General features: G+C 39.1%; 15 protein-coding genes. 2 read left to right on the top strand and 13 right to left on the bottom strand.

The features are described from left to right. Positions 1–3: 3 nt before the first annotated feature. From ACXYSK_RS07710 to ACXYSK_RS07680, 7 genes are all read right to left on the bottom strand, one after another. The gene (locus ACXYSK_RS07710; protein ID WP_458625605.1) at positions 4–705 is read right to left on the bottom strand and encodes a tyrosine-protein kinase; all 702 of its coding nucleotides are present in this window, start codon (positions 703–705) and stop codon (positions 4–6) included. Between the two features lie 10 nt (positions 706–715). Continuing rightward, entirely contained in the window at positions 716–1408 is a 693-nt protein-coding gene (locus ACXYSK_RS07705) for a CspC family polysaccharide chain length determinant protein (RefSeq protein ID WP_458625604.1), read from the bottom strand. An 8-nt stretch (positions 1409–1416) separates the two neighbouring features. Further along, on the bottom strand, positions 1417–2148 hold the full coding sequence (gene cps4B, locus ACXYSK_RS07700; protein ID WP_458625603.1) for a capsular polysaccharide biosynthesis protein Cps4B: 732 nt from the start codon (positions 2146–2148) through the stop codon (positions 1417–1419). Position 2149: 1 nt separating this feature from the next. Continuing rightward, positions 2150–3598, bottom strand: a complete 1449-nt coding sequence (gene cpsA, locus ACXYSK_RS07695) for an LCP family glycopolymer transferase CpsA (RefSeq protein WP_458625602.1) — start codon at positions 3596–3598, stop codon at positions 2150–2152. A 193-nt stretch (positions 3599–3791) separates the two neighbouring features. Further along, positions 3792–5750 (bottom strand): peptide ABC transporter substrate-binding protein, encoded by a 1959-nt coding sequence (locus tag ACXYSK_RS07690; RefSeq protein WP_458625601.1) that lies wholly within the window; start codon positions 5748–5750, stop codon positions 3792–3794. A gap of 158 nt (positions 5751–5908) precedes the next feature. Next, positions 5909–7876, bottom strand: a complete 1968-nt coding sequence (locus ACXYSK_RS07685) for a peptide ABC transporter substrate-binding protein (RefSeq protein WP_458625600.1) — start codon at positions 7874–7876, stop codon at positions 5909–5911. A gap of 168 nt (positions 7877–8044) precedes the next feature. Next, on the bottom strand, positions 8045–9655 hold the full coding sequence (locus tag ACXYSK_RS07680) for a glycoside hydrolase family 13 protein (RefSeq protein ID WP_458625599.1): 1611 nt from the start codon (positions 9653–9655) through the stop codon (positions 8045–8047). A 151-nt stretch (positions 9656–9806) separates the two neighbouring features. Here ACXYSK_RS07680 and ACXYSK_RS07675 point away from each other — a divergent pair, with 151 nt between their 5' ends. Next, positions 9807–11291 carry a DUF1846 domain-containing protein gene (locus tag ACXYSK_RS07675; protein WP_458625598.1) on the top strand — a complete coding sequence of 495 codons (1485 nt, stop codon included), beginning with the start codon at positions 9807–9809 and terminating at the stop codon, positions 11289–11291. A 157-nt stretch (positions 11292–11448) separates the two neighbouring features. After that, entirely contained in the window at positions 11449–12924 is a 1476-nt protein-coding gene (locus ACXYSK_RS07670; RefSeq protein WP_458625597.1) for a M protein trans-acting positive regulator PRD domain-containing protein, read from the top strand. A gap of 29 nt (positions 12925–12953) precedes the next feature. Here the strand turns inward: ACXYSK_RS07670 and glmS are convergent, their stop codons facing one another. From glmS to ACXYSK_RS07640, 6 genes are all read right to left on the bottom strand, one after another. Beyond that, a complete protein-coding gene (glmS, locus tag ACXYSK_RS07665) occupies positions 12954–14762 on the bottom strand; it encodes a glutamine--fructose-6-phosphate transaminase (isomerizing) (RefSeq protein ID WP_458625630.1) in 1809 nt (602 codons plus the stop codon). A gap of 245 nt (positions 14763–15007) precedes the next feature. Beyond that, positions 15008–15301, bottom strand: a complete 294-nt coding sequence (locus ACXYSK_RS07660) for a DUF5960 family protein (protein ID WP_458625596.1) — start codon at positions 15299–15301, stop codon at positions 15008–15010. Beyond that, the gene (locus ACXYSK_RS07655) at positions 15294–15656 is read right to left on the bottom strand and encodes a hypothetical protein (RefSeq protein ID WP_458625595.1); all 363 of its coding nucleotides are present in this window, start codon (positions 15654–15656) and stop codon (positions 15294–15296) included. The genes ACXYSK_RS07660 and ACXYSK_RS07655 overlap by 8 nt, the downstream gene beginning before the upstream one ends. After that, positions 15653–17068 carry a Y-family DNA polymerase gene (locus tag ACXYSK_RS07650; protein WP_458625594.1) on the bottom strand — a complete coding sequence of 472 codons (1416 nt, stop codon included), beginning with the start codon at positions 17066–17068 and terminating at the stop codon, positions 15653–15655. The genes ACXYSK_RS07655 and ACXYSK_RS07650 overlap by 4 nt, the downstream gene beginning before the upstream one ends. Positions 17069–17071: 3 nt before the next feature. Beyond that, positions 17072–17758: an XRE family transcriptional regulator gene (locus tag ACXYSK_RS07645; protein ID WP_458625593.1), complete on the bottom strand. Its 687-nt coding sequence runs from the start codon at positions 17756–17758 to the stop codon at positions 17072–17074. A gap of 208 nt (positions 17759–17966) precedes the next feature. Continuing rightward, positions 17967–18431, bottom strand: a complete 465-nt coding sequence (locus ACXYSK_RS07640; protein WP_458625592.1) for a DUF6287 domain-containing protein — start codon at positions 18429–18431, stop codon at positions 17967–17969. Positions 18432–18803: the final 372 nt, after the last annotated feature.

Below are 18803 nucleotides of genomic sequence, written 5' to 3'. Positions count from 1 at the left end.
AACTTATTTTTTACCGTAGGCACCGTAATTCCCATATACGCCATATGTACCGTAAGTACCATATTTCTCAAGTTGAATATTAAATTTATTCAGAATAACTCCTAAGAATGGTGTTCCTGTTTGCTCTAGCTGGTCTTTAGCTTTTTGAACTTCTCTCCGTTTTGTTGCAGAAGCTTCAGTCACCAGGATAGAGGCATCACATTTTTGTACGATAATCGCTGCATCGATGACAACTCCGATAGGGGCTGTATCTACAATGATATAGTCAAAGTATTTGCGCAAGGTCTCAATCATTGCTTCAAATTTTTCACTTTGAAGAAGAGCAGTTGGGTTTGGTGAAACGGCTCCTGATTGAATGACAAACAAGTTTTCTACGTTTGTTTCACACAAACCATGAGATAGATCTTTGGTTCCTGACAAGTAGTCTGTCAAACCTGTAATTTTTTCTCGAGACTTAAAGACACCTGACATGACTGAATTACGAATATCGGCATCGATAAGAAGCGTCTTGTAGCCTGCACGCGCGAAAGCCCAAGCTATATTGGTTGAAGTGGTAGATTTCCCTTCTCCAGGTCTAACCGAAGAAAGTGCAATCACCTTTAACTTATCTCCACTCAATTGTATATTAGTACGCAAAGCATTATAATATTCTTCTGCTTTTTTTACGAATGCTTGGCGTTTTTCTGATAATTCTAACTTTGCCATATTTTCTCCCTTACTTTAATTTCTCTAAATTTGGAATAACTCCCAAAAGCGAAATATGCATTACTTCTTCAATATCTTCTGGACGTTTCACACGGTCATCCAATAGTTCAACCAATAGAGCTAATAGAATGACAATACTTGCTCCTATACCAACACCCAAGATTGTATTGCGACGAATGTTTGGAGAAGATGGTGATAGAGCAGGGCGAGCTTCTTCCAAAGTAGTTACGTCAGATACTTTCGTAACAGAGATAATTTTTTGAGCAGCCACTTCTCTAAGAGCATTCGCTATACGACTAGCTTCTTCAGGATTTCCATCTTTTACTGAAATTGACACAATACGGGTGTCTGCTGGAACCGTTACTTGAACTTTTTTAGAGAGAGCTTTTGCATCAAAATTTAATCCTTGATCAGCTACTACTTTTTCTAAAACATCTTGAGAAAGAATAATTTCACGGTAGTCTTTTACCAAGTAAGAACCAGCTTGCAAATCTTGATTAGTCAGACCAGGTTTGTCTCCTTGGTTACGATTTACCACATAGATACGTGTGGTACTTGTAAATTGAGGTTTAACTACATATGAACTATATCCAAAAGCAAGCGCACCTGTGACAATTGCTGCCAACGCTATTATCAATTTGCGTTTCCATAAAACTTTTAGCATTTGCACTACATCAATTTCGATTTTATCTTGTTCTTTCATCGTTTCTCCTATATAATTTCATCTTTTATAATTTTTGAAGGATTTGTTTCAAAAAGCTCCTGAGCTTTTTCTTTGCCATACTTTCTACTTATCAAATCATAAGCTGCTCTCATGTGAGGTCGTCTATCATCCAAGTTATGCATATCACTCGCAACAACATGAACTAAATCTCTATCTAAAAAATAGCGAGCACGTTTCTTCATAAACTTATAAGTGTCCCCAAATAGTTTCGGTTTTAGAACACTTGAACTGTTAATTTGCGTATAGCATCCCATATTGATGAGTTCTCTCACTCTTTTTTCATCATTCTCCAAAGCATGATAACGTTCAATATGAGCAATCACAGGTGTTACACCTAACATGAGAACTTTTGACAAGGCACTATGAATCTCTCGATAAGGTGTATTCATACTAAATTCAATTAAAGCATAGCGTGTGTCATTTAGTTTCGGGATAATATGATTTTCTAATTTGTCCAAGATATCGCTAGTGAAATATATCTCAGCACCGTATAAGATTGTTAAGTCAGGAGCTATCTCCTTGGATAGTTCCTGAATGATTTTAAAATTAGCAGCAATTTTATCTTCCGGTGTTTCAAACATTCCCTTTCGTCGATGAGAAGTTGAAACGATAGTCCGAGCACCTTGTGCATAAGCCTCTTTTAGCAGTGTCCGACTATCTTCTATACTTTTTGGTCCATCATCGACATCAAAAACTATATGTGAATGGATGTCAATCATCTTATTTTCCTTCCATGGTATCTTTTATTGCAGTCTTGATTGTCTCCAAACTCGTTGGATCAATTTCTAACATATATAGGTTGCTATCTGGCATAGCATATGACGGAAGATCCATACGTCCGGTTCCTTTTAAATCTTGATTTGTAACGGTATATTTTCCTCCGCTTGCCAATTGAGCATTGACCAGACTAACCATTGTTTCTGGCGGCATATTGGTTTGAACCGAATCTTGTAAACTTTGAATAATACTATCAAAGTTTTTCAAAGCTTCAGTTGAAGTCAATTTTTGAATAATAGCTGTAATGACTTTTTGTTGGTTGCGACCACGATCTCCATCACCATTTGCCAATGAATAGCGTTCACGAACAAATCCTAAAGCCTGTTCAGAGTCCAGATGAACGTTCCCTACAGGGAAGTGATATTTACCGTGTAGTGAAGTAAACTCTTGATCATTATAGACATCGACGCCTCCGAGAAGGTCAATCAATTTCAAGAACGAAGTAAAATTAAGACGAGCATAGTAATTCAAGTCAATATCATAAAGGTTTTCCAAAGTATGAATAGAAGCATCAACACCATAAATACCTGCATGCGTCAACTTATCATTTTGGTTATTCCCTCCATCTGCTATCGGAACATAAGCATCTCGAGGAGTTGTCGTCAAAAGAATCTTTTTAGTATCTTGATTGACTGTCATGATGATATTAACGTCTGAACGCGAAACAGAACTGATAGGACCATAGGTATCAATCCCACTAATGTAGACATTGAAGGAGTTTCCTGTAGCTACCTTAGGCGCTTCCACCTTCTTGGTCAAATCCTTGGTATAGATTTTCTTAATCTTTTTAGCGTGGTCAGGATATTCCTGCTCAATCAGATTTTCAAAAACGCTATTTAAAACAATCGCTTTGGTTTTACCATCTAACAAACTCTTATAAGCTGCCAGGTATGAAGAGCTCTCTTCTACTGTCAACTCTTTACTTTGAGTTACCTTAATGTCATCCATCAATCTTTGAATATTCTCAGCATCAGTCCCCGTTGGAGCAGTTACACTTGAAAGTTCTGAAACATTATTAATCTCACTATCTGCTAGCACCGCCACACTCATCGAATAACTCGAATAATTAGAAGTGGCATTAAATTGATTTGCAAGACTAACAAACTGTTGTACTGCTACTAACGCAACAGAGTTGAGTAACACTGCTAAGATAAGCATAATCAATGTAAATATTTTAGCTTTTTTCTTTAAAATCAAAACCAAGGCCAACAATCCTACAAGTACGAGGACTCCCGAGAGAATGATATTTACAAAATGAATGGCTAAAATCTGATATCTAAAAATTAGAAACAATAAAAAACAAGCAAGAACTACATAGATAACTAACAAACCTGCGTTCAAGCTCTGCTGAATTTGACTAGATTTACTTTTTTTTAATCGTCTGATACTCACGGAACACCTCTACAATATATTTTAATTCAATTATATCACAAACTATACCTCAAGGCTAACTACTTATACCAAGGAAACGCTTACTTTTGAATATGTATTTATCTTTTACATTTTTATTATTGTTTTTGTTAGTTTTTGCGTTTTTTAAAAACAATCAAAATAAAAATAGAGCTTTTGTAAGCTCTATTTTTTGTTATTTAACGTGGCTTTCAAATTCTTTTTGACTCTTTTCGACAGAATTTTTACGTTCCTGTTCCCATTTAGCCTTGGCTTCAGCAAATTGAGAGCTTGTAACGACATCTGTCTGCAATCTCATGTACTTGTAGTTACTTCCAGTTCCTTTGATACCAACTAGTGAGTAAGCACGTGTAAATGGTGTCACACGTGTCACCGAAGCACCACCACCATTTGATACAACTGGGATTAGAAGGGAACTATCAATCAACCAAGCTTGTGCATCTGCATAGTTTTCATAGCGTTTCGCTACGTCTGTATTTTCTGCATCTGCTGTTTTTAATTTTTGAGTATATTGGTCCAAACCTAGACTAGTAATCTTGTTTGCATCCTTGCTTGGATCAAGTCCCAAAATTTTGAGATAGAAACCGTCCTCAGAGTTGAAAGGATTGAGGTAAGTTGAAGGGTCTTGATAGTCAGCTGACCATCCATCCAAATTCAAATCATAGTCATGATCTGCTGGAGTTGGCGCTTGAGCTGTTGCATTTGTATAATCATCTGTCGATAATTGGATAACATCAACCACTACATTTTCAGAACCAAGTGTTGATTCGATTGATTGCTTGATTGAGTTTGTACCTGAAAGCAAAGTCTTGTTAACTTGGTCTACAGGCAAATCCAAATGAATTGGGAAGCTCACACCTTGAGCTTCTAATTCTTTTTTAGCTTCTGCAAACTTAGCTTGTGCTTTTTCTTTGTTGAAATAACCATCTTGAGCATCTTCAAGATTCATATTTGCCCATTGTGTACCATAGTTCACCAATTTAGAAGCAACTGTTTCACCAAAAGTCTTGTCTCCAACTTGTACAAAAGTCGGTGGCACAAGTGTGTTACGAAGAGTGTTCTTAGCTGCTTCTTCACCGTTTGATTGGGCTGAATAAGCTGTACGATCAATGGCGAAGTTGATTGCCTGACGGAAGTTTTTATTCAAAACTGCAGCTTGAGTTGCTTGTTTTTGTTCATCGCTTGTTTTTGCAGTGTGGTTATAAGCACCGCGGTTGACGTTAAAGTTATAATACCAAGATGTCGCATCTTGCAAACTATAAACGATATTGTCCTTGTATTTTTCCTTTGTCTTAGCAAAGTTTGAACTATTTGGATAAACACCTGCAGATGAGTATGCGCCACTTTCAAAGTTTCGGATCGTCAAGTCTTGGTCTGAGCCATCAAAGTAGGCCAATTTTACCTTTTCAATCGTTACCTTTTCTTGGTCATAGTAATGTGGGTTTTTCACATACTCGATAGAAGACTTAGATGTAAAATCTTTTAACAAATATGGTCCACTATAAAGAATACTATCTGGTTTCAGAGTTCCGAAGCCTTTTCCTTTAGAAGCAAGGAATTCTTCGTTTACAGGGAACAAGATACTGTTAGTTGTCTTAGAGTTCCAGAATGGCTCTGGACGAGTCAAAGTATACTCAACTGTGTAATCGTCTATAGCTTTTACACCAACATTTGAAAAGTCCGTATTAGCACCTGTTACATAATCATCCAAACCCTTGATAGAGTTTTGAATCAAATCCAGAGCTTGACCCTTGTTATCAGCAACGTACTTGATACCAGTTACAAAGTCTTGCGCTTTAACAGGAGCATACTCTTCTCCATCTGAAGTATACCACTTAGCATCTTCACGGAGTTTGTAGGTATAAGTTAAACCGTCTTTAGAAACACTCCACTCTTTTGCAAGGGATGGAATGAGGTTCCCGTAGTTATCATTTTCAAGCAAACCATCTACCAAGTTGGTTACAATGGCAGTGTTATCACCAGCGTAATCCAAGAGATAGTTAAAGGTTGTCGGATCCGCACCAAAGGTAGACGAGTATGTCTTGCCGTCTGATGCTGACTGGCCACAGGCTGTCAATAGAACCGCAGCAGCAAGCGTCAACCCCACTCCAATCAAATGTTTTTTAAGCTTCACGTTTCATTTCTCCTTGTATGTTAGGTTTTATGACATATAATTATATTATCAAATTTTAGCCTAAAAGTAAAGTTATATACTATTCGACCTCTTATTTGCAATCGAAAAAAAGAAAGAAATCCTGCTAAAAACAAGATTTCTTTATGGATAGTCAAAAATTATTTAACGTGATTGGCTAGCTCTTTTTGGTATTTGGCATTTGTTTCGATTTTTTCTTTTTGCCATTTCTTGAGAGCTTCTTCGTATTCTTTAGCAGTTACAATATCATTTTGCAATTCTAAGCCTTTGAATACAAATGGATCTCCCTTGATACCAACTTGAGAGTATGCTTTTGTGAATGGCACTGTACGGCTAACTGTCGGAGAACCACCTGAAGAAGCTACAGGGATAAGAAGTGAGCTATCTGATACCCAAGCTTGTGCTTTGGCATATTTTTCATAGCGTTTGTTAAGATCACTTGTTTCTGATGCTGCATCATCCAAAAGTTTCTTATACTCATCAAGTCCAACTTGAGCCATGACTTCTGGATCTTTACCTTTTGTAATACCCAAGTGTTTAAGAGCAGAACCCTTCTTAGCATCTAAGATATTGAGGTAGGTTGCTGGGTCTTGATAGTCCGGCCCCCATCCAGTTCCATTCAAGTCATAGTCTTTTTGAGAAGGCACTTTGGCTTGAGATGTGATACTCATTTTCTCATTGTCAGTCATTTGAAGTACATCGATAACAACATTTTCACTTCCAAGTGCTGCTTCGACAGACTGTTTGAGGGAATTGGTTTGTTGAACAGCAATGACATCTGTCTGTTCAACTGGAATATCCAAATGGATTGGGAAGGTTACACCTTTAGCTTGCAATTCTAATTTTGCTTTTTCAAAGGCAGCTTTTGCTTTTGTTGGATTGTAAAGAGTGTCTTTACCATCTGTCAAAGCTACATCTTTCCACTGTTCTCCGTATGTTACCAATTGTTCTTGAGCCAATTCACCGAAAGTCTTTTCACCGACCTGAACATAGTCATAAGGTACAAGACTGGTACGGATAATCTTGTCCGCTCCTTCTTCACCATTCATCTGAGCAGAATAAGAATGACGGTCAAGAGCAAAGTTGATTGCCTGGCGGAAGTTTTTATTGAGAAGTGCTTCTTTTGTAGAAGTCTTTTGTGCTTCATCTGTCTTAGCTGTTTTATTGTAAGACTGACGATTTACGTTGAAAGTAAAGTAATAGCTAGTTGCTTCTTGCGGACTATAAACAATCTTATCCCCGTATTCCTGCTTAGTTGAGTCAAAGTTTGAACTTGTTGGGAAGAGACGAGCTGTTGTGTAGGCTCCTGATGAGAAACTACGAATCAATGATTCTTGGTCAGATCCATCGTAGAAAGTCAATTTGACGTGGTCAATCTTAACATTGTCTTTATCCCAATAATTAGGGTTCTTTTCGTACTCGATCACTGATTTTGAAGTGAAGTTCTTCAAAATATATGGTCCATTGTAGAGAATACCTGAAGGTGTTGCTGCACCATAATCTTTCCCTTGAGAATTTAGGAATTCTTCATTAACTGGGAGCATAGTCGCTGTTGTTACCTTAGAATTCCAGAAGCTTTCTGGCTGGTTCAAGGTGTATTGAACAGTGTAGTCGTCAATTGCTTTAACTCCAACTGTTGAGAAGTCATTGCTTTCACCACTAACGTATTCTGCCAAGCCTTTGATAGAATCTTGGATAAGAGTTAGACCATCTGACTTACCATCAGCAGCATGCTTCAAACCAGTCACAAAGTCTTGAGCCTTGACCTCAGCGTACTCTTCACCTTCAGAAGTATACCATTTGACACCTTTACGTAGCTTGTAAGTGTAGGTCAAACCGTCTTGTGAAACCGACCAGTCTTCAGCAAGAGATGGAATCAAGTTCCCGTATTTGTCATTTTCCAAGAGTCCGTCGACCAAGTTAGCGATGACGTCTGATGTTGAACTTTTACTTGTAACGCTATAATCCAATGTTGATGGATCGATGGCATATACGTATGAAAATGTTGTTGGAGCGTCTGCTTTTTTCTCAGTCTTGCCACAAGCTGCCAAAAGAAGAGCTGCACTCATCGTTATCCCTGCTACTGCGAGCAACTTTTTCGATTTCATCGGTATTCTCCTTTAAAATACTATTTTTCACCATTATACCCTATTTTTTTATAAAAGCAAGGGTTTTCATGCAATTTTTTAGAAAATTCAAAATAATATTTTTTAAAGAAATTCCTACACTTATTTTAGAAAAAACTCAAGCATCTTGGATACTTGAGTTTTTTAGGTTTAATTGGCTAATTCGACGCAGAAGGCATCCCAAGGAGCTAGTGTTAATTGCTCGAGTTTGTCTGGAACATCGGTGTTGGCAACCAAGACTGAGTTGACGACCTCATCTAAGCGAAACTCTTGTTCTTGACTTGAAAGGTTTACCACTACTAAAAAGCGACGTTCTCCGTCCTTACGGATATAGGCAAAGACTTTCTCAGCTGTTTCTAGCAACTCAAAGTCAGCTTGAACCAACCAGCTATTTCCCTTGCGTAGCTGAACTAGTTTTTGATAAGTATAGAAGATGGAATCTGGATTTGCTAAAGCCTCTTCTACATTAATCTTCGCATAGTTTGGATTGACTGATAGCCAAGGTTTTGCACTTGAAAAACCAGCATAATCTGTAGAATCCCACTGCATTGGCGTACGAGCATTGTCACGTCCAATCACACGAATGCTGTCCATGATTTCTTCAATCGGAACGCCTTTTTCAAGAGCCTCACGCGCATAGTTGAGGGATTCAATATCTTCTACTTGGTCCAGAGTTTCAAACGGGAAATTGGTCATCCCGATTTCTTCCCCTTGGTAGATATAAGGCGTCCCTCTCATGAGATGAAGTAAGATTGCATACGCTTTGGCAGATTTTTCACGGTAGTCTTGGTCATTTCCCCAGATAGAGACAATACGAGGGAGGTCATGATTGTTCCAGAAAAGTGAATTCCAGCCATCTTCAACTCCCAACTCTGTCTGCCATTTGTTGAAAATCTCTTTTAACTTCCCAACATTTAGCTCTTTTTGGTACTGCCACTTAGGTTGCCCTTCCTGATACTGAAGACAGATATGTTCAAACTGGAAGACCATAGACAGTTCTTGTCCTTTAGGATCTGAATAGAGTTTAGCGATCTCTGGTGTTGCCCCCCAAGTTTCCCCTACTGTCAAGAGCTCTTTATCGCCGAAAGTAGCTTGATTCATTTCCTTGAGATAAGGGTGCAACATGGGACCATTATTTACAACTTTCTCATCCGGAATCTTTCCGATCATATCGATTACGTCCATACGGAAACCACCGATTCCCCTATCAATCCAGAAGTTCATCATCTCATAGATTTTTTGTCGGAGTTCTTCATTTTCCCAGTTGAGGTCTGGCTGCTTCTTACTGAAAAAGTGGAGATAGTATTGACCAGACTTTTCGTCATATTGCCAGGCAGAACCACTAAAAATAGACTCAAGTTCGTTAGGTTCATCCCGCCAGATATAGTAGTCTCGCTCAGGACTATCAGGATTTTCACAAGCTTCGATAAACCAAGCGTGCTCATCTGATGTATGATTGACCACCAAATCCATAATGATTCGGATATCTCGTTTTTTAGCCTCAGCAATCAGCTCATCCATATCTTCCATGGTTCCAAAGATAGCCGCAATATCTTGATAATTGGCAATATCATAACCATTATCGTCCATAGGACTGTCATAAACAGGAGAAAGCCAGATTGCTGTAATCCCTAGTTTAGCTAGATAGTCAAGCTTACTAGTAATCCCAGGCAAATCACCAATCCCATCTCCATTGCTATCCTTGAAGCTTTTAGGGTAGATTTGATAGACGACTGCGTTATGCCACCATTTTTCTTGCATCTTTTTACCTCTTTTAATATTCACTTTATTCCATCATAGACTTTTTATCATTTTTATGCAAGCGTTTGCTTCATCTTTTTTTCTCACTTTTGCGACTCTCTAGTTTCTAATCTTCTAATTTTTTTATATAATAGAAAATAGAGGTAAAAAAATGAAAAAACAAGCTTTCAGTTCTGAAAAATATCTAAATTTACAACGCGACCATATTTTGGAGCGTATCAATCAATTTGATGGCAAGCTCTACTTGGAGTTTGGAGGCAAGATGTTGGAAGACTTCCATGCTGCCCGTGTACTTCCTGGTTATGAACCAGACAACAAAATTAAACTCTTGCAAGAATTGAAAGAGCAGGTTGAAGTTGTTATCGCTATTAACGCTAGCAATATCGAACACTCAAAAGCTCGTGGAGACTTGGGCATTTCTTATGACCAAGAAGTGCTTCGTTTGATTGATAAATTCAACGAGCTCGGTATCTTTGTAGGTTCAGTTGTTATCACTCAATATGCTGGCCAACCTGCCGCAGATGCTTTCCGCAATCAATTAGCTAAAAACGGTATCGACTCTTATCTTCACTACCCAATCAAAGGGTATCCGACAGATATGGATCACATCATCTCTCCAGAAGGTATGGGGAAAAACGACTACATCAAAACTAGCCGCAATTTGATTGTCGTGACAGCTCCTGGACCTGGGTCAGGTAAGTTGGCAACTTGTATGTCTAACATGTACCACGACCAACTAAATGGCATTAAGTCTGGTTATGCTAAATTTGAAACCTTCCCAGTTTGGAACCTTCCTCTCCATCATCCAGTCAACTTAGCTTATGAAGCAGCAACAGCAGACCTAGATGACGTTAATATGATTGACCCATTCCATCTCCAAACTTACGGAGAAACAACAGTCAACTACAACCGCGATATCGAGATTTTCCCTGTCCTTAAGCGTATGCTAGAACGTATCTTGGGTGAGTCTCCTTATGCATCTCCAACTGACATGGGTGTAAATATGGTTGGTTTTGCAATTACTGATAATGACGCTGCAATTGAAGCATCTAAACAAGAAATTATCCGTCGCTACTATCAAACAGTTCTCGACTTTAAGGCTGAAAAAGTTGCTGAGTCTGCTGTCAAGAAAATCGAACTTCTTATGAAAGATCTCGGTATCACACCAGCTGACCGTAAGGTAGCTGTAGCCGCTCGTCAAAGAGCTGAAGAAACAGACGGACCAGCTCTAGCTCTTGAATTACCATCTGGTGAAATCGTTACAGGTAAGAACTCAGAACTCTTCGGTCCAACAGCTGCTGCCTTGATCAATGCTATCAAGAAGTCAGCAAATATCGATGCAGAAACAAAATTAATTGAACCAGAAGTGGTGAAACCAATCCAAGGATTGAAAATCAATCACTTGGGTAGTCGCAATCCACGTCTTCATTCTAACGAAATTCTCATTGCACTTGCCATCACAGCTATGCAAAATCCTGATGCAGATCGTGCCATGAAAGAACTCGGAAATCTCAAAGGAAGCGAAGCTCATTCTACAATTATCTTAACGGATGAAGACAAGAACGTCCTTCGTAAACTTGGAATCAACGTAACATTTGATCCTTACTACCAATACGATCGTTTATATCGTAAGTAGATTGAAGACTAGTAGAAACTTCTTACCAAGTATCACCCCTCTTCGATAGATTTCAAATCTCTCTTAAGGGGTGACTTTATTTTATATAAGAACTCTGGCAATCTACGATTATCTTTTTTTCTAATTATTCTAACATTACTTAGGGAGTTTATTTATAATGAGAGAATTACTCAGTCAAAAAGAGCAGAGACAATTAAAGATTTTAGAATATTTGTTTGAAAATCCTGACTGGATTTACCTAGATGATCTATCTAAGATTATTGGCTACAACGCTCGTATCATCAAGAGTGATATCAAGGATTTACGCGAAGTCTTCCCTGACTTTGATATCAGACATTCAACTGCAGGGATTATGATGGTGAATGTACAAAATAATGGTATTGAGCGAATCTACCAATATTTTTTACAGACATCTGATTATTTCCAAATTTTAAAAGCTTTCTTCCTCTTGAACAGCCCCTTTACCTATGAACATCTGGCCGAATCTTTGGATATTTCCCTTCCTTCTTTGCGTAAGAAGGTTGCAGATATCAATAAGATTCTTGACGGAACCTACCGCTTCAAGCTCAAGGTAACCCCTATCTCTATTATTGGTGATGAAAAAGATATTCGATTTTTCTTCTCCCAATATTTCCATGAAGCATATAGCTTTTTAGAATGGCCCTTCACAGAAATCAAAGAAGCAGACATTGATAGCTTTGTTTCCTTCTTTATCAATTTGGCAAAATTCCCTGCAAAATATCAAAACCTCTACCAAATCAGAACTCAGGCTACAGTCGATTTGCACCGAATGAAGAGAGGTTATTTTGTTCGTTTCCCAAAACAGACCACTTCCTGGTTGAGCCCTATCTACGACCAACTCTCTAATTTTCAGCATCAGTTACAAAACTTGGCCCAAGGCCTCAATGTTGAAATTACACCAGAGAACCTCAATCAGATTTTTAGCCCTTTTGCAGAACCTGCTCTCTTCTTTACAGTTGAAGATTTCCTAGCTGCCCGTCAGTCTTACGAACAAGTGGATCGTTCCTACCATGCTGCACGAGACATTCTAGACAACTTGACTCGAAGATTTGGTGTTCAATTTTCAAATACGGATACCTTGATTTGGAACTTGCATAACACTGCCTTGCTTGAGCGAAGAGAAATCAACTCTGAATCAATCATTTCACAAAACAAAGATTATACGCTTGGAAAAATTAAGAAATTCTTCCCTAAATTTTATGAAGCAACTGTCTTTGAAATGATGCGTTACAAGAGCATTATGGGACAAAAGGAGAAGACTCCTGCCCTTTCTCACCTGATCTACACCCTGTTCACTCACGCTGAAGGGCTTACAGATCAATTATTTGAACATAAAAAGAAAGTCAAGGTCTTAGTTCTGAGTGAGTATGACTTTGCGCATCCACAATTCTTGATTTCCCTCTACGAATTCCATACTTCAAATAACATCCAGTATGAAACTTGGGATAAAGAAACCCTTAATATCGAAGAAATTTTAGATTGTGAGTATGATGCTATCGTCACTAATTTTGATATCAAAGGTCTCGAAGACATGCTCGTCATCAATATCAGTCGACTATCTATCCTGCAAGTAGTCAATGAACTCAATAAAATTTCTATGCAAGATTTATAATAAAAAAGTCTAGTTTAACTAGACTTTTTTTATTCTACTGTTACTGATTTAGCAAGGTTACGTGGTTTGTCCACATCGAGTCCACGGTGTAGGGTTGCAAAGTAAGCGACCAATTGTGTTGGTACGACCATTGAGATTGGTGAGAGGTAAGGGTGTACGGTCGTAAGAACGATATCGTCTGTATCTTTTGCAACATTTTCCTCAGCGATAGTAAGGACCTTAGCACCACGCGCTGCCACTTCTTGGATATTTCCGCGAGTGTGGTTGGCAAGAATTGGGTCTGACAAGAGGGCCAAAACAGGTGTTCCATCTTCAATCAAGGCAATGGTTCCGTGCTTGAGCTCTCCAGCCGCAAAACCTTCACATTGGATGTAAGAAATCTCTTTGAGCTTGAGACTGGCTTCCATGGCTACATAGTAATCTTGACCACGTCCGATGTAAAAGGCGTTGCGTGTTGTTTCAAGAAGGTCACGAACCTTAGCGTCAATCAATTCTTTCTCTGAAAGAGTTGATTCGATAGACTGAGCCACGATAGACAACTCATGAACCAAGTCAAAGGCTTGAGCTTTTTCGTTGCCATTTGCTTCACCAACCGCTTTTGCAAGGAAGGCAAGGGCTGCGATTTGTGCTGTATAAGCCTTAGTTGATGCTACGGCAATTTCAGGACCTGCATGAAGCAACATAGTATGGTTGGCTTCACGAGAAAGAGTTGACCCTGGCACGTTTGTAACTGTCAAGCTTGGGATACCCATTTCATTAGCCTTGACCAAAACCTGACGGCTATCAGCTGTTTCACCAGACTGACTGATAAAGATGAAAAGAGGTTTCTTGCTGAGAAGTGGCATATCATATCCCCACTCAGATGAAATACCAAGTTCAACTGGTGTATCAGTCAATTCTTCTAGCATCTTCTTAGAAGCAAATCCTGCATGATAAGATGTTCCAGCAGCAAGGATGTAGATGCGGTCAGCGTCTTGAACAGCCTTGATGATAGCTGGGTCTACGACAACTTGACCATCCTCATCTGTGTAGGCTTGGATTAACTTACGCATCACCGTTGGCTGCTCATCAATTTCCTTGAGCATGTAGTAAGGGTAAGTTCCCTTACCGATATCTGACAAGTCAAGTTCAGCAGTGTAGCTAGCACGCTCACAACTATTGCCGTCATAGTCTTGCACTTCGACGCTATCAGCCTTGACAATTACCAACTCTTGATCATGGATTTCCATGTATTGGTTAGTTTCACGAATCATGGCCATAGCGTCTGAGCAGACCATGTTATAGCCTTCCCCGAGACCAATCAAGAGAGGTGATTTGTTCTTGGCCACATAGATGACATCTGGATTTTCAGAGTCAATCAAGGCAAAGGCATAAGAACCACGGATGATGTGAAGGGCTTTTTTGAAAGCCTCAAGTACTGACAAGCCGTCTTCTTCCGCAAATTTTCCAATCAAGTGAACAGCGATTTCTGTATCTGTTTGTCCCTTGAAATGGTGACCCGCAAGGTATTCTTCCTTGATTTCAAGATAGTTTTCAATCACCCCGTTGTGCACCAAGACAAAACGTCCTGTCTCAGAGCGGTGCGGGTGAGCATTGTCCTCTGTTGGCTTCCCGTGAGTGGCCCAACGAGTATGTCCGATACCAGTTGTCCCCTCAACGCCTTCTGTCTTGGCAGACAATTCTGCAATACGACCAACAGCCTTGACCAGATGGCTTTCAGCACCACCTAGAACAAAAATTCCAGCAGAATCATAACCACGGTATTCGAGCTTTTCAAGCCCTTGAATCAAAATATCAGTTGCATTTGTGTTTCCAACAACACCAACAATTCCACACATAGTATATACGACACAGACAATCTGTGCTTTCTCCTTAAATTGGTATAGTCTAATTCTCACTTTGCAGAATCAGCAAAAACAGTATATACTTGTTTCTTTCGCTTGTCAAGAACAAAAATTGGTATAGTTCAATTGCTTTTAAACAGTATACAAAAAACCATTCAAGAAATAGCTCTTGAATAGCTAGGAATGATAGTTGTCTGCATTGTTATTGTTTCAACAACATATATCTAAGACAAGAATCTTCACTGATGATTTCGCACAAGTCCAAGATAGGCATAAGTTCGAGTTCGTGGGCAATCTTTTTCCATCTTCACCCTAAAATAAAACCGATGCTCCCTACCGTCCTTGGCATTTTCCTTATTCAAGACAAAATAATCTTTTTGGTTAATGGCCATGGTTCGTAGAATGTCGTCAATCAGAAAAGTCAGGGGCACATTCATGGCAGAGAATTTTTGAAAATCTTCCTCGAAACGAATGTAATCATCTGAGAAATAGTCCATCTGTAATTTATTTTCATATAGCTCTTTTCTAGTCATACACTTCCTCCTGACAAAGCTGGATTGCGAGAATGTCTTGGACCCTTAGCAGCCTATAACCATCATCCGTTCTAACAGAGACTCCTTCAGGAGATAATTCTCTTACTTCACCGAATATCCTGCTTTTGCCTTCTTTCTCTCTAAATATGAAAGAACCTTTTAGTCGATTTATATAGAGTTGAGAGAGCAAGAGCAACTTCTCAACTGAAGTCAAATCTGTCGATAAGTCCACACGATTTTTTTCCTCACTGAGAGAAGTCGTATGTTCTGATAAAAAGAAACCCATCCACTTCTGCATCCCTGGATCCTGATAGTCCCTCGCGGATTGGAAGGGCAAATAAGAACGATCAATCATTTCAAGCCATCTAATCCTCCAGCAGAATGCCCTCCGATCAGCTTACTTCTGGAAATACTTCTCGATGCATCCTCTAAGGCAGTCGCCTTTAAGAGAGAAGTAAATCCGAATTGCTCTCGAATGGAATCAATAGCAGTCTGGAGCCTTTCTTCTTTTTCTACTTTGTCTACATCATCAAAGAGGGAAATCAAACCAAAGGATTCGTCCACAAATCCTGAATAACTAACGGCAACACTCCTGACGGCCCCAGAAGTATATTTGCTGTGAAATAATTCCAGGACATGACCGACCAAAATACTGGTGTTATTGGTCGGTTCAACCTTCATCTGAGTATGAATGGAGCGTTTCTGTTCCTGCTTAGAAAAACCAAGATGGATGGATACCACCGTCGTCTTCTTTCTGGCCCTTCGAAGTCTGATAGCCACTTGTTCAGCCATCTCTCGAAGGATAATTTCGATATCTCGTTGTTTGACATAGTCTCTCGGTAAAATTTGTGAATTGCCCAAGCCGTGAGATTTAGCTTTATAGGGCTTGTGAACATTACTTTCATCAACTCCATTAGCATGAAACCACAGGCGAAGTCCAGCTTGACCAAGTTCTTTCTTCAGGACATCAGGATTGCTATTAGCCAATTCCTTGATTGAATAAATCCCCAAACTGTTCAAGCGCTTCTCCATCCGATGCCCAATCCCCCAAAAGTCTGTCATCTTTGGAATGGACCAGACCTTATCTTCCACATCCTGATAAGACCAGTTAGCTCGCATGGTTGGTGTTTGCTTGGCTTCATTATCCAAGGCCAACTTAGCAAGCAGGGGATTGGCATTCGACATGCCGACCGTCGAGTAAATCCCTGTCTGTCGCCAGATATCTCTCTGGATACGAGCCGAAAGCATGTCCAGCTTATCTTTTCGAGAAATCTGCTGGCTTGGGACAAAATAATTAAGCGAACTGGTCAGGTCAATGAAACCTTCATCAATAGAGTAGGGATAGATATCATCTGGACTGCCATAATTCTGGAAAATGCGCTGAATTTCCATATTGACCGTGATATACTTATCCATCCGAGGAGGGACAATGACGGTCACCCGAGCCCAGTCTTCGATAAATTTCACATAGTCTTGGTCTGTCCGTAAACCTTGTTTCTTGGCATTGTAGTAGGAAAATTTGCGCGTCTTGATATCAAAAGGGAGGTCATAGGCACGACCAACATTTGCTTTCCCAAAAACCTTTTTAAACATAGGTGAGGAGGCAAGAATCAGCCCAACAGAATTATCCGCCCGACTCATAACACAAAGGGAGGTTTTAAGGGGATGGAGTCCTTTTTCTACACACTCAACGCTAGCATAAAAGGACTTCATATCGACAAAGGCAATATCACTTTTGGGCTCTCTGGAATAATCAAAGTAGCCCATAGACTATCCCTCCATCGGTACAAAATTACCTACGATAATTCCCACAATCCGCGGATCTTCTTCGTAAGAGATGTGGATATCCTTGTATTTAGGATTGATAGAGACCAAACGCAGACCATCTTCTTCACGGTAGACCCGTTTGATATAGGTCTGGTTATTACAAACCACTGCATAGACAGCTCCATCATAATCAAATCCAGTCTCTCGAATCAGAGCTACGGAACCATTTTGATATTTAGGTTCCATGGAATCTCCTGATACCCAGGAAGCAAAGTCGTGGGCTAGTTCTTCATTAAAGTAAACCGTATCAAAGTTTCGATCATCATAAACCGAAGCTCCGATACCAGCTGACATGCGTTCATAGACGTGATACTCGTATAGTTTTTCTGAAATAGCAATCACCTTCTTGGCTTGTTCTTCTTGAGCCAAATTACGGGCATAGACTACCACCTTTTCTTTCCCTTGGTTCGAGAGGCTATTATAGAGACGAACAATTTCGATTTGGGTGAAATAGCCTTTTGGTACTTTTAAGATTTTCTCTAGCTGCGTAACCTTTCCTTCAGAAGGCTCTTTGACACCACGCTCCCAAGCCGAATAAGCCTGAAAACTAATCCCAAGCTGCTCTGCAATCTCTTTCTGTGTTAGCTTTAACTCTTTTCTACGAGCTTTGAGTTTTTCTGGTTGGTACATGATTTACCTCCTAGTGTGATGTTTTCATCGTAGGTTGACTCTATTTCAAAATTCAACCATTTCGGTTTAGTTTTATTATATAAAAAAAGTAGACAAATGTCTACTGGGAAAATCAAATTTTAAACCTACTTACTTCATCTTCATAAAGTGATAATGACTCACAAATAAAGAAGAAAACCATCTCATCAAATCTGAGATGGTTAATCATTTAGTCTACTTTATAAAAAACTTGTTCTGAGCTAGTTGGAGCAGCTTGACCTGCAATAAGTCTATTTTTACTTAAATCAGAATCAACCCATTTCATAGTAGTCCCCGCAGGATAAATACTCATGCCAAATCCTGTAGCTCCAGATCTAACGCTAAAGTTAATACTCCCATCGTTACCCATGCTCACTTTCTCAATGTTCCCACTGTTTACTAGTCCATTTTTATCGAATGTAAACTCTTGGCCAAGTCCATTTCTCCACGTTCCAACTAGAGTAGAGAAATCTCCATTTAGAATGGCTTGCTCATCTATTTTTTTTGATTCAGCATTCGTTTTCTCTTCTTGTGTCGAAGTTCTTTCCTCCTCCGTAGTAGTAATACTATCTTGGGTAGTCGTTAAACTAGTGGTTGTCGAACTAGTCGTTGTCGTACTAGTAGTAGAACGCTGTTCCGTTGTAGGAGTATTCACTACTTCTGCATCTTGCTTCTTATGATTAAAAAAGAAGAAGAGAGAACTTATCAGCACTATAGGGATTAAGGAACATAACAAAATCAAAAGCCAATTTATGCCTTTTCCTATTTTCATTCATAACTCCTTTAAATTATTCTTATTTAATTATATCATACTACACTCATACAAGGAACAAAATATTGGACTTAAATATATTATTTGGGTGAATTTTGTATTTTTGAAACAAAAAGACATCCAAAAGAAAATTCTTGAATGTCTGTAAATGTTGATAGTATCGTATTGATTAAGGTTTACTAAATTGTGATGCTTTACGAGCTTTCTTAAGGTCTATTGAAAATATATTATTTTTATGCTAATAAAACAAGAAGC

The sequence above is a fragment of the Streptococcus sp. V919 genome (assembly GCF_054353475.1).
This window is presented reverse-complemented; position numbering and strand designations above follow the sequence as displayed.

Bases quoted from the DNA above. Each gene is read 5' to 3' on its own strand.
- ACXYSK_RS07710 (WP_458625605.1), bottom strand. From the start codon at position 705: ATGGCAAAGTTAGAATTATCAGAAAAACGCCAAGCATTCGTAAAAAAA.
- ACXYSK_RS07705 (WP_458625604.1), bottom strand. From the start codon at position 1,408: ATGAAAGAACAAGATAAAATCGAAATTGATGTAGTGCAAATGCTAAAA.
- cps4B (WP_458625603.1), bottom strand. From the start codon at position 2,148: ATGATTGACATCCATTCACATATAGTTTTTGATGTCGATGATGGACCA.
- ACXYSK_RS07685 (WP_458625600.1), bottom strand. From the start codon at position 7,876: ATGAAATCGAAAAAGTTGCTCGCAGTAGCAGGGATAACGATGAGTGCA.
- ACXYSK_RS07680 (WP_458625599.1), bottom strand. From the start codon at position 9,655: ATGCAAGAAAAATGGTGGCATAACGCAGTCGTCTATCAAATCTACCCT.
- ACXYSK_RS07675 (WP_458625598.1), top strand. From the start codon at position 9,807: ATGAAAAAACAAGCTTTCAGTTCTGAAAAATATCTAAATTTACAACGC.
- ACXYSK_RS07670 (WP_458625597.1), top strand. From the start codon at position 11,449: ATGAGAGAATTACTCAGTCAAAAAGAGCAGAGACAATTAAAGATTTTA.
- glmS (WP_458625630.1), bottom strand. From the start codon at position 14,762: ATGTGTGGAATTGTTGGTGTTGTTGGAAACACAAATGCAACTGATATT.
- ACXYSK_RS07660 (WP_458625596.1), bottom strand. From the start codon at position 15,301: ATGACTAGAAAAGAGCTATATGAAAATAAATTACAGATGGACTATTTC.
- ACXYSK_RS07655 (WP_458625595.1), bottom strand. From the start codon at position 15,656: ATGATTGATCGTTCTTATTTGCCCTTCCAATCCGCGAGGGACTATCAG.
- ACXYSK_RS07650 (WP_458625594.1), bottom strand. From the start codon at position 17,068: ATGGGCTACTTTGATTATTCCAGAGAGCCCAAAAGTGATATTGCCTTT.
- ACXYSK_RS07645 (WP_458625593.1), bottom strand. From the start codon at position 17,758: ATGTACCAACCAGAAAAACTCAAAGCTCGTAGAAAAGAGTTAAAGCTA.